Origin of the sequence: Promicromonospora sp. AC04 (genome assembly GCF_003058225.1) — a bacterium.
Lineage (GTDB): Bacteria > Actinomycetota > Actinomycetes > Actinomycetales > Cellulomonadaceae > Promicromonospora.
In genome coordinates this window covers 1-19,893 of the sequence record NZ_QBUG01000013.1, presented here as the reverse complement: position 1 = coordinate 19,893, position 19,893 = coordinate 1, and the positions used below count along the sequence as shown (strand labels likewise).

Genomic DNA, 19,893 nt, shown 5'->3' with positions numbered 1-19,893 from the left:
AAGTTACGGTGGACCCATGTCGGACCACCCGGACCCAGTCCTCCGCCTCCTGTGGCGCTACGACGACGGCGCTGCGCCGTCGACCCGGCGGGGCCGGAAGCAGCGGCTGACCGTGGACGACGTCGTCGACGCGGCGGTCCGGATCGCCGACCGCGACGGGCTGCCCGGCCTCACCATGCGACTGCTCGCCACCGACCTCGGGCTCGGCGCCATGAGCCTGTACACCTACGTCCCCGGGCGCGACGAGCTCGTCGTGCTGATGGTGGACCGAGTGCTCGGCCGCCGGGAGCTGCCCGCGATGCCGGACGACCTGCCCGGGCGGATGGCGCTGATCGCCCGTGTGCAGTACGAGATCTGCCAGGAGCATCCGTGGCTGCTGGAGATCTCCGGGCTGCGGGCGTGGGTGGGGCCGGGCGCCTCGGACCTCTACGAGTGGCAGCTCTCGGGGATAGAGGGCGTCGGCCTCGACGACATCGAGATGGACCAGACCGTCGCGCTGCTCGCGGGATTCGCCGGCAGCGTCGTGCGCGCGCAGCAGCGCATGCGGCAGGACGAGCGGACGTCGGGGCTGACCCAGGCCGAGTGGTGGGCGGCGAACGCCGACGAGCTCGGCGTGGTGATGGCGGGACGCGAGTACCCGCTGGCCGGACGGGTCGGCGCCACCACCGGCGAGGCCTACCAGGCGGCCACCGACCCCGCCCGGGAGATGGAGTTCGGCCTCGCGCGCATCATTGACGGCCTCGTCGCCTACATCGAGGGCAAGCGGAGTGCCACGAGCTGACGTCCTGCGTGACCGCACCCGTGCGATCCGCACCACCTCGAACGGGGCGAAGTGCCGTCATGGTCGACCTCGGCGCACCACCAACCGCTTGGCCAAAACCGGTGCGGATCGCGAGTGATCCTGCCAATACACGCGGGCAGCACCGGGTGCACCCTGGTGACATGAAGACCACTGCTCGGCGCGGGAGCGCCGTTACCGCCGATGTCCCGACCGGGGGCGCAGGCGCACCGGACAGCGCAGCGCCGCCGGCTCCGACCGAGCCGCCCGCCCAGCCCGCCGCCGACACGCTCGTCGAGGACGCCGTAGCCCTCGCCCGGACCTGGATCGGCACCGCCACCGGCAGCAACACCGGCACCAGCACCAGCGGATCGAAGACCGACAAGGCCGTCGCCCGGGCCTCGGCCGCCCTGGGCGCCCTCGTGTCCGACCCGGCCGGCCTGGAGCTCGCCGTCGGCTTCGTCGACGACGTCGCCCGCCCGCAGGACGTCCACGTCGCCGCCAAGGCCCTGGCCCGCCTCGGCAAGAAGGCCGGCAGCGCCACGTTCCTCAGCCCGGCTGACCGCGCGCTGTTCCGAGCCGGCGCCCTGGCCGCCCCCGTGTTCCCGGGCATCGTGGTTCCGGCCGCGCGCGCCCGCCTGCGCCAGCTCGTCGGCCACCTCGTGGCCGACGCCGGCAACGGCCTCACCGCCCACCTCGCCCGCACCCGGGCCGAGGGCTACACCCTCAACGTGAACCTGCTGGGCGAGGCGGTGCTCGGCAAGGACGAGGCCGCCGGCCGCCTGGCCCGCACCGTCGCGCTGGTCGAGCGTCCCGACGTCGACTACGTGTCGATCAAGGTCTCCAGCGTCGCCGCGCAGCTCGTCACGTGGGACCTCGACGGCTCCCGCGACCGCGTCGTCGAGCAGCTCCTGCCGCTCTATCGCGCCGCGCGCGACCACGGCGTCTTCCTCAACCTCGACATGGAGGAGTACCGCGACCTGGCCCTGACCACCGCGGTCTTCACCGAGATCCTGGGCCGCGACGAGTTCCGCGACCTGGAGGCCGGCATCGTGCTGCAGGCCTACCTGCCCGACGCCCTGGGCGCGCTGGACGGGCTCACCGAGTTCGCCGGGAAGCGCGTCGCGGACGGCGGCGCGCGCATCAAGGTGCGCATCGTCAAGGGCGCGAACCTCGCGATGGAGCACGTCGAGGCCGCCCTGCACGACTGGGCACAGGCGCCCTACGCGACCAAGCCCGGCGTCGACGCCAACTACGTGCGCATGCTCGACCACGCGCTGCGCCCCGAGCGCGCGCACGCCGTCCGCATCGGCGCGGCGTCGCACAACCTGTTCCACGTGGCGCTCGCGATCCTGCTCGGCCGGGCGCGCGGCGTCTCCGAGGCGCTCGACATCGAGATGCTCCAGGGCATGGCGCCCACCGAGGCCGCCGCCGTCCGCGACGAGGTCGCCAAGGACAGCGGCCGCGTGGTGCTCTACACCCCGGTCGTGCGCGACGAGGACTTCGACGTCGCCATCTCCTACCTGGTGCGCCGCCTGGAGGAGAACGCCACGGAGCAGAACTTCCTGCACGCCGCGTTCGCTCCCGTCTCGCCCAGCGGCTCGCACGTCGAGCCCGCCGGGACCGGCTCGCCCATGGACCGGCAGGAGGCCGCGTTCCGCGCCTCAGTGGCCCTCGGCGTGCACTACTCGCCCGACGACGTCGCCCCGCGCCGTCGTCCGCGCCCCGCGCCGGAGCAGGTGACCGGGCCGTTCCACAACGCCGCCGACACCGACCCCGCCGTCGCCGCCCACCGCGACTGGGCGCAGCAGGTCACGAGCACGCGCTCCGGGTACGTCCCGGCGCTCGCCGAGCCGCTGGCGACGTCCGCCCAGGTGGACGACGTCGTCGCGCTCGCCCGCCGGGCGGGCGCGGCCTGGGCCAAGGTGGCCCCGGCGGACCGCGGCCGCGTGCTCCGCGCCGCGGCCCAGCACCTCGAGGCCGTGCGCACCGACCTGGTCGCCGCCATGGTGCACGAGGCCGGCAAGACCGTCGCCGAGGCGGACCCCGAGGTCAGCGAGGCAGTGGACTTCGCCGCCTACTACGCGCAGGCGGCCGAGGCCCTCGACCCGACGTCGGAGGCCTGGCCGGGCGCCCGGTTCACGCCGGACGGCGTCACGCTGGTCACGCCGCCCTGGAACTTCCCCGTCGCGATCCCGATCGGCGGCGTGCTCGCCGGCCTCGCGTCCGGCTCCTCCGTGATCGCCAAGCCCGCGCCGCCCACGCCGCGCTGCCTGGAGATCGCCGTCGAGGCCGTGCACGCGGCGCTCGACGAGGTGGCGCCCGAGATCGGCCTGGACCCGGCCATCGCGCGCGACGTCGCGCAGTTCGTCCGCGTGCCCGACGGCGACCTCGGCCGCCGCCTCGTCACCCACGACGGCGTGTCCCGCGTGATCCTGACGGGCGCGATCGAGACCGCGGAGATGTTCGCGTCCTGGCGCCCCGAGCTCCCGGTGCTCGCGGAGACGTCGGGCAAGAACGCGATAGTCGTGACGCCGTCGGCGGACCTCGACCTGGCCGTCGCCGACGTGGTGCGCTCGGCGTTCGGGCACGCGGGGCAGAAGTGCTCCGCGGCGTCGCTCGTGATCCTCGTCGGCTCGGTGGGCGACCCGCGCACCGTGACGGGGGAGCGGTTCCGCCGCCAGCTCGTCGACGCCGTGTCCTCGCTCGCCGTGGGGCCCGCGACCGACCTGGCCACCGTGATGGGGCCGCTCACGGAGCCCGCGCAGGGCAAGCTGCTGCACGCCCTGACCACGCTGGAGCAGGGCGAGAGCTGGCTCGTCCGCCCGCGCCGCCTCGACGCGGTGGCGCAGGAGGCGGGCCTCGGCAAGGGCCGCCTGTGGACGCCCGGCGTGCGCGACGGCGTCCGCCCCGGCTCGTTCTTCCACCTCACCGAGGCCTTCGGCCCGGTGCTGGGCATCATGACCGCGCGCACGCTGGACGAGGCGCTCGCGCTGCAGAACTCGGTGTCGTTCGGCCTCACGGGCGGCATCCACTCGCTGGACGAGGCCGAGGTCGAGCACTGGCTCGACCGCGTCGAGGTCGGCAACGCGTACGTGAACCGGCACATCACCGGCGCGATCGTGCAGCGCCAGTCGTTCGGCGGCTGGAAGGCCTCGGTGGTGGGCTCGGGTGCCAAGGCGGGTGGGCCCAACTACGTGGCGCAGCTCGGCCGGTGGGCCGACGCGCCCGACGTGCCGTCGCGCACCGAGGACCCGGCCGGCTGGCTCGCCTGGGCCCGGGCCGACGACGACCGAGCCTGGCTCACGGAGTTCTCGCAGGCGCACGACCCGTCCGGGCTGGGCGTCGAGTCGAACGTGTTCCGCTACCGGCCCGTCCCGGGCATCACGGTGCGGGTCGGCACCGATGCGCCGCACGCCGAGGTACAGCGCGTGCTGGCTGCCGCCTCGCGTGCGGGGGTGCCGACGACCGTCGTCGGGCCGGAGACGACGGACGAGGAGTTCGCCGACGCCGTCGCCGACGGCAGGGTGACCGGCCGGATCCGTGTGGTGGGCGTGGCCCCGGGCCTGCGCGACGCCGCCGCGAGCCGCCTGGGCTCGGTCACGGTGCTGGACGCCCCGGTCCTGGCGAGCGGCCGCCGCGAGCTCCTGACGATGCTCCGCGAGCAGGCGGTGAGCCGCACGATGCACCGCTACGGCCACCTCCGCACCGTCTAGCGGACCGCCGAAGGACTCGGGGCGACTACACGAATGCGGGGTTGGTTGCGCTGCGTAGACAACGTCTACGCAGCGCAACCAACCCCGCATTCGTAAGCGTTCCCCCGGGCCTCGACCGGCTCGACCGGCTCGACCGGCTCGACCGGCTCGACCGGCTCGACCGGCTCGACCGGCTCGACCGGCTCGACCGGCTCGACCGGCTCGACCGGCTCGACCGGCTCGACCGGCTCGACCGGCTCGACCAGCTCGACCAGCTCGACCAGCGGAAGGGCTCGGACAGCCGAGGGTGGCTCGACCAGCGCGGGAACCGCCGCGCCGTCAGGCCGAGTCGCCCTCGACCAGGCGCGGCGCGAAGACCCGGCGCTCGTCGCGCACCGGTCGGCCGGCGACCAGGTCGACGAGCATGCTCGTCGCGGCGCCGACCATCTGCACCACGGGGTTGTGCACGGTGGTCAGCCGGGGCGACGTCGTCTCGGCGATGCCGAGGTCGTCGAACCCGACAACGGAGACGTCGCCCGGCACCGACCGGCCCCGATCGGCGAGCACGCGCAGCGTGGCCTCCGCCATCAGGTCGGAGGCGGCGAAGATTCCGTCCAGGTCGGGGTGCTCGTCCAGGAGCCGGGCGGCCGCGACAAGGGCTCCGGCGACGGTGAAGTCGCCCTCGACGACGGCGTCGTCGGGCAGTCCGGCATCGCGGAGCGCGTCCCGCCAGCCGGTCATCCGGTCCACGCCCGCGGGCATGTCGAGCGGCCCGGTGATGGTTCCGATGCGCCGCCGTCCCCGGTCGATCATCCGCTGGGTTGCGATGCGCCCGCCGGCGACGTTGTCGACGTCGACGTAGCGCAGGCCGCGCGAGAAGTGCGGGTCGGGCTCGAACAGCCGCCCCACGAAGACGGCGGGCAGCCCCGCCGGCCCGAGCTCCGTCTCGAGCTGGTCGCCCCGGTGGTGCGACGCGACGATGACGCCGTCCACGTGGCCGCTGCGGAGGTAGCGGCCCACGCGTCCGCGCTGCTCGCCCGGCCGGGCCAGCAGCAGCACGAGCTGGAGGTCCGTACCGGCCAGTCCCTCGCTGACCCCCGCCAGGGTGCCGGAGAGGAACGGGTCGGTGAGGATGCGCTGGTCCGGCTCGGGCACCACGAGGGCTATCGAGTCGGTCCGCCGGGTCACCAGCGACCGGGCGGCACGGTTCGGTGCGTACCCGAGGCGGGCGACGGCGTCGTCGACCGCCGCCTGCGCCTCGGGGGAAACACGCAGGCCACCGTTGATGGCGCGCGACGCAGTTGACCGGGATACCCCGGCCGCCTGGGCCACGTCATCCAGGGTGGGTGGGCCTGAGGTCGTCACGCCTTGCGAACCGCCTTGTCTCCGCCGTTGTCGTCACTCGGGTGCGGCTGGGGCGTTGCCGATCGCTCCGGAACGGCATTGGCCCGCGCGACCTGACCGTACCAGCGGCCGGACGCCTTGACCGTGCGGGCCTGCGTCTCGAAGTCGACGCGCACGAGCCCGAAGCGCTTTCCGTAGCCCCACGCCCACTCGTAGTTGTCGAGCAGCGACCAGCCGAAGTAGCCGCGCACGTCGGCGCCCTCGTCGATCGCGTCCTTGACAGCGCGCAGGTGCACGTCGATGAACTCGAGGCGGTCCTGGTCGTCCACGAACCCGTCCGGCCCGACGACGTCGTCGTACGCGCTGCCGTTCTCCGTCACGTACAGGGCGATGCCGCGCGGGCCCGTGTAGTCCTGCTGCAGGCGCAGCAGGAGCCGGGTGAGGCCCTCGGGCTGGACCTCCCAGTTCTGGTCCGTGACGGGCAGGCCGCGCGGGTGCGTGTACGCGCCGTCGCCCCCCGGGAACGGGGACGACGACGGGCGGGTCACCGGCGCGCCGCCGTCCAGGGGCCGCTCGGCGGGCACCGCGGACACGGCGTTGCCGTGGTAGTAGTTCACGCCGAGCGAGTCGATGGGCGTGGAGATGATCTCCAGGTCGCCGTCCTGGATGTGCCGTTCGAGGCCGTACTCGCGCACGTCCTCCAGCACGTCCTCGGGGTAGGCGCCGCGCAGGATCGGGTCGGCGAAGATGCGGGTGAACCCGCCGTCGAGCCGGCGTGCGGCCTCGACGTCGGCGGGGTCGTCCGGGTTCACCGGGTCCTCGACCTCGAAGTTGAGCGTGATGCCGAGGTTCGCGTCGGGTGCCCGCTCGCGCAGCGCCTGCACGGCCAGACCGTGGCCCAGCGAGAGGTGGTGCGCGGCCGCGAGGCCGTCCTCGCGGGACTGCCGGCCCGGCGCGTGCTGGCCGCCGGTGTAGCCCAGGAACGCGGCGCACCACGGCTCGTTGAGCGTGGTCCACACGTCGACCCGGTCGCCGATGGCCTCGTGCATGGTCACGGCGTAGTCGCGGAACCGGTACGCGGTGTCGCGGTTCACCCAGCCGTTGGACTCGGCCTCGATCGCCTGCGGCAGGTCCCAGTGGTACAGGGTCAGCCAGGGCAGGATGTCCGCGCCCAGCAGCTCGTCCACGAGCCGGTCGTAGTACGCGACGCCGGCCGGGTTGACCTCGCGCCCGCCGGGGACCACCCGGGACCACGACGTCGAGAACCGGTACGCCCTGATGCCCAGGTCCTTCATGAGCGCGACGTCGGCCGGGTAGCGGTGGTACTGGTCGCAGGCGACCTCGCCGTCCTCCTGGCCGATCACCGCGCCCGGGACCTTCGCGAACACGTCCCACACGGAGTCCTCGCGGCCGTCCTCGTGGGCGGCGCCCTCCACCTGGTAGGCGGCGGTGGCCGCGCCCCACAGGAAGCCGTCCGGGAACGACACGGTTCCTGCGGCGTTCGACGTCGGCGTCGTCCTCGGCGCGGTCGGCGTGTACGGCAGGGCGATGCCCGGCGCGGGCACGCGGCGCACCCCGGCGCTGGTCTTGACGTTCAGTGTCATCTCGTGGGTCATCCCTTCACGGCTCCCTGCATGATGCCTGCGACGAGCTGCTTGCCGACGAAGGCGAAGATCACCAGCAGCGGTAGCGTCACGAGGAAGACGCCGCCCATGACCAACGAGTAGTCCACGAAGTAGTTCGACTGCAGCGACTTTACGACGAGTGGCAGCGTCGGGTTCTCCGAGCTGAGCACGATCGACGGCCAGAAGAAGTTGGTCCACTGCTGGACGAACGTGAACAGGCCCAGCATGGCCGCGGCCGGGCGTGCGGCGGGCAGTGCGATGCTCCAGAACGTGCGGATCATCGAGGCGCCGTCCACGCGGGCGGCCTCGATCAGCTCGTACGGCAGCGACTCCGACAGGTACTGCGTCATCCAGAACACGCCGAACGCGCTGACCAGCACCGGCACGATGACGGCCTGGAGCTTGCCGATCCACCCGAGGTCCGACATGAGGATGTACATCGGGATCACGCCGAGCTGGGTCGGGACCGCCATCGTCGCGATGACGAACACGAGCAGCGGCCCGCGGCCGCGGAAGCGCAGCTTCGCGAACGAGAACCCGGCCAGCGTCGAGAACAGCACCACGGCCAGCGAGACGACGACCGCGATGATCAGCGAGTTCGTCAGCGCGAGCCAGAAGTTGATCTGGGTGGACTCGATGACGGTCCGGAACTGGGTGAACAGCGACAGGTCGGGCAGCCACTGCGGGACGGCGTTCTGCGAGATCTCGACCGGGTCCGACGAGCCGAGGAGCAGCGTGAAGTAGAGCGGGAAGACGGAGATCAGCAGCACGATCCCCAGCAGCGCGTAGACGATCCAGCCGGCGCGGCGGTTGGCGCCCCCGGAGGCCTTCCTCGTCCGACGACGGGCGGCGGCCCTGGCGGCACCCTCACCCGCGGTCTGGGCGGTGACAGCGACGGAGCTCATGCGTTCCCCCTGCTCATGCTGGTAGTGGCGCTCTTGCGCCTCGACTTCTTGCTCGTGCTGCCCGACGTCGAGATCTGACGAGTGACCAGGAAGTTCACGAACCCGATCACGACGATGAGGAGGAACAGCATCCACGCGACGGCCGACGCCCGGCCGAGGCTGTGCTGGTCGCCCCAGGCGAGGTCGTACAGGTACACGACCGTGGTCATCCAGTTCTGGTCCGCACCGCCGAGCCCGTACACGTCGTACATGCGGACCTCGTCGAAAATCTGCAGGCCGCCGATGGTCGAGGTGATGACGACGAAGATGATCGTGGCGCGGATCTGCGGCACCGTGATGGAGAAGAACTGGCGCACGCGGCCCGCGCCGTCGATCACCGCGGCCTCGTAGAGGTCACGCGGCACCGCCTGCATCGCGGCGAGGAAGATCAGTGCGTTGTAGCCGAGCCAGCGGTAGTTGACCATCGTGGCGATGGCGACATGGCTGGCGAGCCGGTCGCCGTGCCAGGCGATCGGGTCCAGCCCGATCATGGTGAGCACGGAGTTGATCAGGCCGTACTGGTCGGCGAACAGGCGGCCGAAGATCATCGATACCGCTACGGGCGCGACCACGTAGGGGATCAGCACCCCCATGCGCCAGAAGGTCGCCGATCGCAGGTTCTGGTCGAGGAGGGCGGCGATCGTGATCGCGAGGACCACCTGCGGCACGGAGGACAGCAGGAAGATCGACAGCGTGTTGGTCAGGGACTTCCAGAACGTGGGCTGGCTCAGCACGTCGGTGAAGTTCTGCATGCCGACGAACTCGCCCTGGCCGCCGAGCAGGCTCCACTCGTGCACCGACACGAACGCGGTGTAGCCGAGCGGGAAGAGTCCGGTCACGGCGAACAGGATGAAGAACGGCGAGATGTACAGGTACGGGGACAGCTTCACGTCCCAGCGGCCGAGCCGCTGGGAGAAGCCGAGCCTGCGTGACTCGCGCTGTGGTGCACCGGAGTCCGGTGCCGATCGTCGATCTGTCAGAACAGCCATATCATCTTCCGCTTCATCTTCCGCCGCGTCATCGTCGTGTGGTCACTCCCGGTGCGTCGCCCCCGCGTGGCGCGACCGGTGGCCGAGCGCGTCGAGACCTGGGTCTCCATGAGCTCGGCCACCGGTCGTGGCCTTCAGCGGGCAGGCTCAGGCTCAGCCGAGGGCCGAAGCCTTCTCGACGGCCTCCGCCCAGGACTCCTCGGCGTCCTGCGACTTCGTCACGTCGACGCGGTTGAGCGCGTTGGTGACCTCGTCACGGATGGCGAAGTAGTGCGCACCCTTGTAGGGCGCGCCCTCGATCTTCTGGGCGCGGGTGGCGAAGATCTCGCCCACCGGGGCGTCGTTGAAGAACGGGTTCGTGAAGCTCTGCACGGCCTCGGATCCCTGGGCGTCGACCTGTGACGGGAACGTGCCGGCCGACTCGAAGGCCGAGGTCTGCTGCTCCGGCGCGGTGAGCCACGCGGCGAGCTCCTTGGCCGCCTCGGCGTTCTCGCCCGAGGCGGGGACGGTCAGGAACGAGCCGCCCCAGTTGCCGCCGCCACCGGGGAAGACGTTGGCGACGTCCCAGCCCTCGACGCCACCGGCGCGCTCCTCGATCGGACCGGTCATCCAGGCCGGGCAGAGCATCGTGGCGAAGGCGTCGTTCTGGAACCCGGCGTCCCAGTCACCGCTCCACTGCTCCAGGCCGGCCGACAGGTCGTCGTCGATGGAGCCGGTGATCTCGTCGTAGATCGCCTTGACGTCGGTGTTGTCCCCGAGGTCCTTGGCGTCGCCCGACTCCGGGTCCTCGAACGCGGCGGGCAGCTGGTTGATCATGCCCTGGAAGGTTCCGGCGGCGCCGTCGTACCAGGCGGCGTCCGACTCCTTGACGAAGTCGCGGCCCGCGGCGAAGTAGTCCTCCCACGTGGCGTCGTCGCCGCCGAGCAGCTCGGCGACCTCTTCGCGGTCGGTCGGCAGGCCTGCCGCCTCGAACAGGTCGGCGCGGTAGCAGATGGCCTCGGGGCCGATGTCGGTGCCGTAGCCGATGACCTTGCCGTCGGTAGTGGTCGCCTGGGCGACCTTCCAGTCCACCCAGCGGCCGTCGAGCTCCGGGTCAGCGAGGTCGGTGAACAGGTCGGGGTACTGCGTGAGCTCAGGCAGCCAGTCGACCTCAATGGCCTCGATGTCTGCCAGGCCCTCGCCGCCGGCGGCGAGCTTGGTGGTCAGGTTGGTGCGCGCGTCGTCGCTCGTCGCGGCCGTCACCTGCTCGACGGTGACGTTGGGGTGCTCCTCCGTGTACGCGGCGAGCATCTCGTCCGTGTAGCCGAAGTCGTTGAACGTAGCGACCTTCAGCGTGATGGGGCCGTCGTCCTCACCGGATCCTTCGGTGGTTCCGTCGCCGGATCCGCCACAGGCGGTGAGGGCGAGGACGATGACGGCGGCACCGGCGGTCGCCTGGAGCGTGCGGGCGGCGGCGCGCCTGGTGGGTCGGGTACTGCTCAGCACTGGGGACTCCCTTGTCGTGCGGTCTGGGGCGTACGGGCCATGCTCGGTTGCGGTCGCGCGACGTGCGGGCACGTCTGCGTACCGGCGCTGGGAGCGCTCCCACAATCGTGGTGTGGTAGCGCTCCCACGGGCACCGATCGTTGCGCTGCGCACGGTGCTCTGTCAAGGCAGGCACCGGGCGAAGCTGCCGCGCTTCTCATTGCCGCGGTCTCATTGCTTGAGTCGCAGGCCCTCGACAGTCTGCACGGCCTGGTTCCAGGCGATCTCCGGGCCGACGCTCCCGGTGTCGACCGCGGTCAGGGCGTTGTTGACCTCGTCCCGGATGGCGAAGTAGTACGGCCCCTTGTACGGCGCGCCGGCGATGGACTGCGCCCGCGCCGTGAAGATCTTGCCCACCGGAGCGTTGTTGAAGAACGGGTTGGAGTAGGCCTGGACTGCCTGCGACCCCTGCGCCTCGATCTGCGACGGGAACGCCCCCGCCTTGGTGAAGGCCTGCGTCTGCTGCTCGGGCGCAGTGAGCCACGCCGCGAGCTCCTTCGCCTCCTCGGTGTGCAGGCTCGCGGACGGGACGGTCAGGAACGAGCCGCCCCAGTTGCCGCCGCCGCCGGGGAAGACGTTGGCGACGTCCCAGCCCTGCACGCCCTCTGAGTACGACTGGATCGGCCCCATCATCCAGCCGGGGCACAGCATGGTCGCGAAGGCGTTCTGCTGGAACCCGGCGGCCCACTCGGGGGACCACTGCACCAGGCCGGCCGAGAGCCCGTCGCCGATCGCGCCGGTGATCTGGTCGTAGACCGAGCGGACCTCGCTGTTGGTCGAGAGGTCGGTCGGCAGCTCCGTGGCCGGGTCCTCGAACGCGGCCGGGAGCTGGTTGATCATGCCCTGGAAGGTGCCGGTGGCGCCGTCGAACCAGGCGACGTCGGACTGCGCCGCGAACTGGCGGCCCACCTCGAAGTAGCGCTCCCAGGTGGCGTCCTTGCCGCCGAGCAGGTTCGCGACCTCTTCGCGGTCGGTCGGCAGGCCGGCCTGCTCGAACAGGTCGGCGCGGTAGCAGATGGCCTCCGGGCCGATGTCGGTGCCGTAGCCGAGCAGCTTGCCGTTCGGCGTCGTGGCCTGGGCCACCTTCCAGTCCACCCAGCGCTCGGTGACCTCGGCGTCGGTCAGGTCCTCGAAGAGGTCGGGGTGCTGCATCAGCTCGGGCAGCCAGTCGACCTCGACCGCTACGACGTCCGCGAGCTCCGAACCGTCACCCGTGGTGAAGGCCTTGAGCATCTGCAGCCGGGCCTCGTCGGACGTGGGGGCCACGACGTGCTCGACGGTGACGTTCGGGTGCTCCTCCGTGTACTTCGCGAGCATCTCGTCGGTGTACCCGAAGTCGTTGAACGTGGACACGGTGAGCGTGATCGGAGCGTCGTCGCCCTCCGGGCCTGCGGGACTCTGACCCAGGAGCGAGCCGCATCCGGTGAGGGGCAGGACGAAGACCGTGAGCGTGGCAAGGGCCGCGCGTCGGGGGGCGACGGTCCGGCTTCGGACCGGTCCGTGTTTGCTGGGCACTGGGACTCCTTGGTGTTCGGTGCGCGCGTGTCGGTGCGCGAAAGCGATATCAGAGCACAAACTCGCCCGCATCCGACACGAATGTTCGCTCAGGTTGTAGCACCTCGCCGCATGAAACCGACAGGGCTGGAACGAACTTCGAACATTGATTGATAAACGATGTCTGAATTGCCGTAGTTGTACCGGGGAAGTAAAAGGATTCGTCAGGAGATGGCCGGGCCGCGCCGCTCGGTGCGTACGTCAGGACATCTGGCAGGGGCATCCCGGAGGGATGTCCGGTGCGGGTCGGTCAGGCCGTTCCCGTGCGCTTGCCGGCGAGCCAGTCGCGGCCCGCCTCCGCCTCGGTCTCGAGGGTGGTGCGGACCGCGCTGACCGCCGCCTCCTCGATCACGGTGCCGAACAGCGGCACCGTCGCCCGTACGTCACCGGCGTAGCTGAGGCGGGTGCCGCCGTCGGGCAGCGGGGCCAGGGCGGCCGTGGCGGTGACCCGAACCGGTGCCCCCATGATCTCGACCGCCACCGTGCCGGTGCGACGGCCGTCCGCGGCCGCCTCCCAGGCCTCGGCCTGGCGGATCTCGAGGTGCGCGCCCACGAACGGGCGGGCCTGCACCGGGATGATGTCGGTCGGGAGGGTGCGGCGCACCACGACGGTGAAACCGGTGACCGCGGTGCCGGTGACGTCGGCCTGCTCGACCACGCCGTTCACGGAACCGGTGGAACGCTGGGCGCGCCACCGCACGAATGCCTCGTCGGCGAGCATCGCGGAGACGTCGTCGATGTTCGCGGGGAACGTCAGGTCCACTGTCAGGTGCACGGGCTCTCCTCCTCGCGCCGACGGGGCGTGCCGGTGATGGAACTCTAACCGACGCCTTGCGCGCATCGGATATGTGCGGGCGCCGGCCCGGGCCTGGGTACACGCCGTGCACTCAACGGGTCGTGCACGTTCCGACATAGGCTTGGCGCGTGTCCGCGATGAGTGACCTGATCCTTGAGCACGCCGACCTCGAGCCGGCTGAGGTCGAATGGCTGCATCTCCTGGTCGGCGACTGGCAGGTGGTCTCCGACCTGGCGTTCGCGGACCTCGTGCTGTGGTTGCCCACCGACGACGGGCGGTTCATCGCGATCGCCCAGTGCCGCCCCTCGACGGGCGCAACGGTGCACTACGACGACATCGTCGGCTCGTTCGCGCCGGAAGGGCAGCGCCCGCAGCTGGCGAAGGCGATGGCCGAGGCCAAGGCGCAGCGCGCCCGTGAGCCGCGCTGGTTCGGCGCGTACGCGGTGCGGGAGGAGGCGATCCCCGTCGTCCACAAGGACGCGGCGGTCGCGGTGATCGCGCGCCAGACCAACCTGGGCTCGGGCCGGACGCCGTCGCGCCTGGAGCTGAACTACGTCGAGGCGGCGGACGACCTCGTCGCGATGATCCCGCGGGGCGAGTTCCCCCTGCCGAACGCGGCCACCGGCTCGCGGCGCGGGGCCCCGCGTGTGGGCGACGGCCTGATCCGCCTCAACTCCGAGGGCGAGGTGCTGTACGCGAGCCCGAACGCCCTGTCGTGCTTCCACCGGCTCGGCGTGATCGGGCCGCTCGTGGGGCAGTCGCTCGTCGAGGTGACGGCCGACCTGGTGGAGCAGCTCAAGCCCGTGGACGAGTCGCTGCCGCTCGTGGTGATGGGCCGCGCGCCGTGGCGCACCGACATCGAGGCGCACGGGGTGTCGCTGTCGCTGCGGGCGATGCCGCTGACCGACCGTGGCCAGCGCATCGGCGCCGTGCTGCTGTGCCGCGACGTGTCCGAGCTGCGCCGGCGCGAGCGCGAGCTCATCACCAAGGACGCGACGATCCGCGAGATCCACCACCGCGTGAAGAACAACCTGCAGACCGTAGCCGCGCTGCTGCGGCTCCAGGCCCGGCGCATGGACGTGCCGGCGGCCAAGGAGGCGCTCGAGGAGGCCATGCGGCGCGTGTCGACCATCGCCCTGGTGCACGAGAGCCTCTCGCAGACCCTGGACGAGCAGGTCGAGCTCGACGACATGGTCGGCAGGGCGCTGCGCCTCACGGCCGACGTGGCCTCCGCGTCGTCGACCTCGGTCCGCACGGTGCGGACCGGCTCGTTCGGCATGGTGCCCGCGCAGGACGCGACACCTCTCGCCCTCGTCCTCACCGAGCTGGTCACGAACGCCGTGGAGCACGGGTTCGTGGGGCGCGCGGTGGGTACCGTCGAGATCGGCGTGGAGCGGAACAACTCCGCCCTGCGGGTGGTCGTGGCCGACGACGGCGTGGGGCTGCCCGAGAACGGCGACGCCGGCGGGCGCGGCCCCGGCAGCGGCCTGGGCACGCAGATCGTGCGCACGCTCGTCACCAACGAGCTCGGGGGGACCATCGAGTGGTCGACCCGCGAGGGCGGGGGCACGCAGGTGGAGCTGCAGCTGGTGCTGCGGGTGGCCGAGTCCGCGCGGTCCTGAGGCCGGCCGGAGGCGTCTCGGGGCGCTCGGGCGGGGCGTTCGGGCGCGCTGAAGGGCACCGCCGAAGCAAAGACGCGAGCCGCGCCTGGGCGGAGGGGGTGTGCTCAGGCGCGGCTCGCGGAAACTCGCGGAAAGTGAAGCCTTGCTGCCGGGGCCGGTCCCATCGGGATCGGCCCGTTCGGATCAGCCCTGTCGGGCCGGTCCCGTCGAGTCAGCCTGCGCGGCGAGCGCGTGCGGTGCGACGCTTGAGCGCGCGACGCTCGTCCTCGCTCATGCCGCCCCAGACGCCGGCATCCTGCCCGGACTCGATAGCCCACTTGAGGCAGGTGTCGACTACGTCGCAGCGACGGCACACGGCCTTGGCCTCCTCGATCTGCAGCAGGGCAGGGCCCGTGTTGCCGATGGGGAAGAACAGCTCGGGGTCCTCTTCGAGGCATGCTGCGCGGTGGCGCCAGTCCATGGTCACGTACTCCTTGGAAGGAACTACCCACCGTCCGGCTCGCCACGAGGGAGCATCGTCGTCGTGCGTCTGGGGCGCACAGGTCTGGTTATGGATCGTTTTCCGATCCCTGTGCGCCAGGCGGCGACCGACGGTGGTTTGTTCGGGGTGTGTGGGATTGCTGCATCTAGGTTCACACGCTCGTGAACGCTCGCACAAGGGGTTACGGCGAAGTTTCTGGGCCGTGAACCCTGAGGTATCCGTCACACTATTGTGAATAGCCCGCTCACCAGTATCCTAGTACGTCGTGCCCGTACTGGAAGCCTTTTTCGCGCGCCGTGTCCCGGCGTTTCTTCGTGCCCTGATGATCGGCGTCGTGGTCGAGGTGATCGGGCTCGTTGCTTTCGCCGTGGTGCTACTTGGCGAGCTCCTTACGGGCGGTTCCACGTCGGTGGGTGTGAGCCTCTTTCTGGTGCTGTTCCTCCTGGGTGTTGCCTGGGTTCTCGTGGTGTCCTGCCGAGCCCTTCTCGCCGGCCGCCGTTCCGGCCGCGGGCCTGTCGTGACCTGGCAGCTCTTCCAGATCATCGGGTCGGTCGCGGCGATCGGCAGCGGCACCGGGATCGTCGTTGCGGGTGCGTGGGTGGCGCTCGTGATCGCCGTGGCCGTGGGCGTGCTGCTCATGACGCCCTCCGTCGTCGCGGCGACGTCGGCGACCGGCTCCGAGGACTGAGCCCGGGCCCCTCTTCAGGCAGGTCCGTCCCGTCCGCGGCTCCCTTGCCGCTAGGTGCCATGCCGCTAGGTGCCATGTCGCCAGGTTCCGGGTCACCGGGTTCCGGGTCGCCGGGTTTCGGGTCGCTGGGCTCCAGGACCTGGCACAGCACCGGATCGCCCCGGCCGCACCACGCGGCCCGACCCGGCGGGCCGCCCGAGCCCGCGAACGCGGCGGGAGCCCCGAGCACGACGTCGGCCGCGCGCTCGGTGGTCAGCAACACCAGGCGCGGTCCGATCCGCGCCGCCAGGCCGCCCACGGACGGGCCGTCGGCCGAGAGGGCGAACACGGCACCAGACCGGAGCGCCGCCGGCGGCAGCGTGCCGCGCGCGTCCTCGGCGCCGTCGACGAGCACCAGGGTGCGGTCTCGACCGGCCCGACCGGCCCGACCGGCGTCGGGCCCGGCGCCGGCAGCGGTGCCGGCCCCGGCGTCGGACAGCAGGCGGGATACCGCCGCGGCGTCGTCCGGGTGGCTGGTCCCGCCGTAGCCGGGGTGGTGCCGCAGGGGTGCGAGCGCAGCGGTGTCGCGGGCGATCCCCTGCACGGACCAGCCCTGCCGCAGCGCGGCCAGGGCGAGCGTGACCAGCGCGGTGCTGCGCCCCGTACGGGCACGCCCGAGGACCGCGAGGTGGCCGTCTCTCGGGTCCCAGGTGACGGTCGTGCGGCGCTGCCGGTCCGGGTCGTCGCCGAGGGCGAGAACAAGACCGCCGCGGTCTCGTCGCGCGGCCGGCGGCAGGTCCGCGAGGGTGGCCCGTCGGGGGAGCGGCGGCAGCCACGGGGCGGCACCCGGGACGTGGCCCCGCATCCGCGCAGCGCGACGGGCGGCGTCGACCACCAGCGTGGCGACGTCGGGCGCCGCTGGGTCCGGGGCTACGGGGCCGGGAGGGCCGCTCGGCGGGTGTTCGCGCAGGTCACCCGGGTTCTGTCCGGCTGTTCCGGGGCGCACGGGGCGCACGGGGCGCACGGGGCGGACGGGCCAGGCCGGAGCGCGGCGTACCAGCGGCAGCGGAGCCTCGGGCGGCGCCGTGGCGTGCGCGCACTGCAGCAGCACTGGTGGGGCCGATCCCAGGCGCAGCACGGCTCGCCCCGGCGTCGTGACCGGGATGCGTGCGGCGGCTGGGTCGTCGAGCACGTCGCGCGACTCCAGCGGGTCGGTGACCCGGAGCGCGATGCGGGCGCTGACGTTGGCTCGCAGGTCCGGGCCGACGGCCCCGCCCGGACGCTGCGTCGCGAGCACGAGGTGCACGCCGAGCGAACGGCCCTGCGCCGCGACCCGCAGCAGGGCGGGCAGGAACTCGGGCAGGTCGTCGGCCAGGGCACGGAACTCGTCGATCACCACGACCAGCCGGGGGAGCGTGCCGGGCGTGAGCGCGACGACATCGGGCACGCCGTGGTCGGCGAGGACCCGCTCGCGGCGGCGCAGCTCCGCGCGCAGCCCGGCCAGCGCCCGCGCGGCCAGGCCGGGCTCGAGGTCGGTTACCTGGCCGACCACGTGCGGCAGCGCCCGGCACACACCGAGGCTCGCGCCGCCCTTGAAGTCGACGAGCACGAGGGCGAGGTCGGCCGGTGACCGGGTCAGCGCGAGCCCGAGCACGAGCGTCTGCAGCAGCTCCGACTTGCCCGATCCGGTGGTGCCCGCGACCAGCAGGTGCGGCCCGTCCCGGACCAGATCGAGGCGCACGGGCGCGCCGTCCGTGCCGGTGCCGAGCGGTACGGTCCAGCCGTCGGCGTCCGCCCACCGCTCGGCGACCAGGTCCGGCCCGGGGACCTCTGCGAGGCCGTGCGCGCTGGTCAGGGGCACGACGCGGGGCAGGAGGGGATCCTCTGGGTGGGACTTTGCCGGGCCCCGTCGCGCGCGGCCGGGGCCGCTGTCGCCGAGAGCGCCGCGACCGTCGCTGCTGCCCTGGAGCGTGGCGACGGTCCGGCCGAGCCGGGCGGCGCCCGCGAGCAGGCGCGCCAGGCGCTCGGCCCACTCGATCGTGACGCCGACGAGCGGCACGGTGCGCGCCGCGCCGTCCGGCCCGGTGATCCGGACTCGGCGTGCGTCGAGCACGCGCACCACGGCGCGGCAGCCGGGCGGGACGGTCCCGACGGACACCACCAGGACGGCGGGCGACGGGCCGTCCCCGACTGCCGCATGGTCGGTCGGGTGCCGGGGCGTCTGGCGGGGCGTCTGGCGGGGCGTCTGGCCGGGTGTCTGGCGGAGCGTCTGGCCGGGCATCGGGTCGACGACCAAGACCAGCGGCCCGCCCGTAGGGAGCCAGCGGGCCCAGGACCAGCCGCGGGCGCCCCCGCCGACCCGCACCGCGGCGCCACGGACCGCGAGCCCGGCGACGAGCGCACGGGCGACCGACCGGGCCAGGTCGTCGGGTCCGAGGACGGCGACCGTGCCGTCGTGCAGCAACGGTTCCCAGGAGTCGTCCGGTGCGGACAGGAAGCGTGCCCCGACAGCTGGTGATGCCCCCGAAGCGCCAGAGTCCCGGGCGGCGTGGGCCTCCCGCGCCGCGGCCCAGGCGCCCGGCGAGACATGGAGCGCGGCGTGCGCGAAGGCCAGGAGACGAGCAGGGCCGGGCAGCTCGCGAGACCGGGTCCGCGCGGCGCCCCGCGGCGCGGACCGCTGCCGGGCGGCACGCAGCTGTGGGGCAGCCGCAACCAGGCCTACCAGGGCAAACACCGCCAGGACCGGCTGACGAAGGGCGGCCGCGAGGACCAGGGACGCGACAGCGGGGAGCAGCGCCAGCCCCCAGGAGCTGCCGCCGAGCGCGGGTTCCGGACCGGGCGCGAGCCAGTCCGCCGGACCCCGCGACCGGCGGACCGCGAGACGTCCACCTGGTCGTAGCCGGACCCAGGCGCGGAGCGCAGCCCACGGCCCGTCGACGCCGACGACGGTCCCGGCGTCGGGCCCCGTCGCGCGGGCGACCAGCCAGGGCCCGCCGAGTCCGGTGCCGGTGTCAGTGCCGCGACCGCGCCCGGGCAGCGGTGCGGAGCCGGCTTCGCCCGGCCGCTGCGCGCGCAAAACGGCACCCGGCAGCAGCGGGCGCAGGACCGCGCCCGGCAGCAGCGGGCGCTCGCCGACCACCAGGTTGTCGGTAACGCGGGCGCCGTCGACCGTGAGCGGCGCGTGCCGCAGCTCCGGGCGCCGGGTGAGCATCGCGAGGGGTGCGCGCACGTCGGCCAGCCGCGCGCCCGGGCGCAGGAGCACGTCCTCGCCGGGGTGCAGGGTCACGCGCACGGCGTCGTCGGACGCTCGGGGTCGGGTCATGCTGTCCAGCCTCGCCCCGCGGACGCCCGGACCGGGGCCACGACTGGGGTTCCTGTGTACAACTCCGGTTTCCACAGGCCCGGCGTCGCGCTCTCTGCGGCACAACCCCTGGGGGAGTGCCCCTACCCGGGGTCGACCAGACGTACGACCAGGGGATGACACGGTCCGGGAAGGATCAGGCCGACGCCCGATGTCCCGAGGCCGCCCGCCTCCGTAGGTTCGTTGCTGCCGGCCGTACCGGGGGCGACCCCGGGAAGGCTGGTCCACTTCCGGGCAGCACGCAGGGGCACCTTCCGTGCAGGCATCGTCCGGCGCGGGCCGCCACCGGCGACCCGCCCGCAGCACCCAGCAGCCTCAACGATCCGAGGAGAAAACTCGTGGACACCACCGTGTACGTCCCGGCGGAGCAGCCGGCACCCGCGTCCGGCACCACCGCCCGCGCCGTACGAGCCAGGAGCCTGACGAAGACCTATGGCAAGGGTGAGGCTGTCGTGCGTGCTCTGGACGGGGTGGACGTCGACTTCGAGCAGGGCCGGTTCACCGCGATCATGG

Annotated in this window: 13 protein-coding genes and 1 pseudogene; 5 read left to right on the top strand and 9 right to left on the bottom strand. The window is 72.6% G+C overall.

Annotation, left to right across the window (positions count from 1 at the left end):
• The first annotated feature begins 16 nt into the window (after positions 1-16).
• Together C8K30_RS26460 and C8K30_RS26455 are read left to right on the top strand one after the other, a co-directional pair.
• Positions 17-781 carry a TetR/AcrR family transcriptional regulator gene (locus tag C8K30_RS26460; protein ID WP_108495900.1) on the top strand — a complete coding sequence of 255 codons (765 nt, stop codon included), beginning with the start codon at positions 17-19 and terminating at the stop codon, positions 779-781.
• A 161-nt stretch (positions 782-942) separates the two neighbouring features.
• Entirely contained in the window at positions 943-4,494 is a 3,552-nt protein-coding gene (locus C8K30_RS26455; protein WP_108495899.1) for a bifunctional proline dehydrogenase/L-glutamate gamma-semialdehyde dehydrogenase, read from the top strand.
• A 318-nt stretch (positions 4,495-4,812) separates the two neighbouring features.
• On the opposite strand, the gene C8K30_RS26445 is transcribed toward C8K30_RS26455, so the two are convergent.
• From C8K30_RS26445 to C8K30_RS26415, 7 genes are all read right to left on the bottom strand, one after another.
• Positions 4,813-5,838: a LacI family DNA-binding transcriptional regulator gene (locus C8K30_RS26445; protein ID WP_199230718.1), complete on the bottom strand. Its 1,026-nt coding sequence runs from the start codon at positions 5,836-5,838 to the stop codon at positions 4,813-4,815.
• Positions 5,835-7,421, bottom strand: a complete 1,587-nt coding sequence (locus C8K30_RS26440; RefSeq protein WP_108496042.1) for a GH1 family beta-glucosidase — start codon at positions 7,419-7,421, stop codon at positions 5,835-5,837. Before C8K30_RS26440 ends, C8K30_RS26445 begins: the two co-directional genes overlap by 4 nt.
• A gap of 8 nt (positions 7,422-7,429) precedes the next feature.
• Positions 7,430-8,347: a carbohydrate ABC transporter permease gene (locus C8K30_RS26435; protein WP_108495897.1), complete on the bottom strand. Its 918-nt coding sequence runs from the start codon at positions 8,345-8,347 to the stop codon at positions 7,430-7,432.
• Positions 8,344-9,375, bottom strand: a complete 1,032-nt coding sequence (locus C8K30_RS26430; protein ID WP_108495896.1) for a carbohydrate ABC transporter permease — start codon at positions 9,373-9,375, stop codon at positions 8,344-8,346. The genes C8K30_RS26435 and C8K30_RS26430 overlap by 4 nt, the downstream gene beginning before the upstream one ends.
• A 153-nt stretch (positions 9,376-9,528) precedes the next feature.
• Complete coding sequence (locus C8K30_RS26425; protein WP_108495895.1) at positions 9,529-10,860, bottom strand: ABC transporter substrate-binding protein; 1,332 nt, start codon at positions 10,858-10,860, stop codon at positions 9,529-9,531.
• Positions 10,861-11,070: 210 nt separating this feature from the next.
• Complete coding sequence (locus C8K30_RS26420) at positions 11,071-12,414, bottom strand: ABC transporter substrate-binding protein (protein WP_108495894.1); 1,344 nt, start codon at positions 12,412-12,414, stop codon at positions 11,071-11,073.
• Positions 12,415-12,703: 289 nt separating this feature from the next.
• Positions 12,704-13,228, bottom strand: coding sequence for a DUF2505 domain-containing protein (locus C8K30_RS26415; protein ID WP_108495893.1), 525 nt, complete (start codon positions 13,226-13,228; stop codon positions 12,704-12,706).
• A 158-nt stretch (positions 13,229-13,386) separates the two neighbouring features.
• Here C8K30_RS26415 and C8K30_RS26410 point away from each other — a divergent pair, with 158 nt between their 5' ends.
• Entirely contained in the window at positions 13,387-14,871 is a 1,485-nt protein-coding gene (locus tag C8K30_RS26410; RefSeq protein ID WP_108495892.1) for a sensor histidine kinase, read from the top strand.
• Positions 14,872-15,082: 211 nt separating this feature from the next.
• Here C8K30_RS26410 and C8K30_RS26405 read toward each other — a convergent pair whose 3' ends face one another.
• Entirely contained in the window at positions 15,083-15,331 is a 249-nt protein-coding gene (locus C8K30_RS26405) for a WhiB family transcriptional regulator (RefSeq protein WP_026365970.1), read from the bottom strand.
• A gap of 286 nt (positions 15,332-15,617) precedes the next feature.
• Here C8K30_RS26405 and C8K30_RS26400 point away from each other — a divergent pair, with 286 nt between their 5' ends.
• Entirely contained in the window at positions 15,618-16,040 is a 423-nt protein-coding gene (locus C8K30_RS26400) for a hypothetical protein (RefSeq protein ID WP_146197605.1), read from the top strand.
• On the opposite strand, the gene C8K30_RS26395 is transcribed toward C8K30_RS26400, so the two are convergent.
• Positions 15,988-19,341, bottom strand: a complete 3,354-nt coding sequence (locus C8K30_RS26395) for an FtsK/SpoIIIE domain-containing protein (protein ID WP_108495890.1) — start codon at positions 19,339-19,341, stop codon at positions 15,988-15,990. The two genes, C8K30_RS26400 and C8K30_RS26395, sit on opposite strands and share 53 nt — an antisense overlap.
• Before the next feature lie 377 nt (positions 19,342-19,718).
• On the opposite strand from C8K30_RS26395, the pseudogene C8K30_RS26390 reads away from it, so the two are divergent.
• Positions 19,719-19,893: pseudogene (locus tag C8K30_RS26390) on the top strand (ABC transporter ATP-binding protein); the annotation flags it as partial.

Coding starts and splice junctions, on each gene's coding strand:
- C8K30_RS26460 (WP_108495900.1), top strand. CDS start 17: ATGTCGGACCACCCGGACCCAGTCCTCCGCCTCCTGTGGCGCTACGAC.
- C8K30_RS26455 (WP_108495899.1), top strand. CDS start 943: ATGAAGACCACTGCTCGGCGCGGGAGCGCCGTTACCGCCGATGTCCCG.
- C8K30_RS26440 (WP_108496042.1), bottom strand. CDS start 7,421: ATGACACTGAACGTCAAGACCAGCGCCGGGGTGCGCCGCGTGCCCGCG.
- C8K30_RS26435 (WP_108495897.1), bottom strand. CDS start 8,347: ATGAGCTCCGTCGCTGTCACCGCCCAGACCGCGGGTGAGGGTGCCGCC.
- C8K30_RS26430 (WP_108495896.1), bottom strand. CDS start 9,375: ATGGCTGTTCTGACAGATCGACGATCGGCACCGGACTCCGGTGCACCA.
- C8K30_RS26410 (WP_108495892.1), top strand. CDS start 13,387: ATGAGTGACCTGATCCTTGAGCACGCCGACCTCGAGCCGGCTGAGGTC.
- C8K30_RS26405 (WP_026365970.1), bottom strand. CDS start 15,331: ATGGACTGGCGCCACCGCGCAGCATGCCTCGAAGAGGACCCCGAGCTG.
- C8K30_RS26395 (WP_108495890.1), bottom strand. CDS start 19,341: ATGACCCGACCCCGAGCGTCCGACGACGCCGTGCGCGTGACCCTGCAC.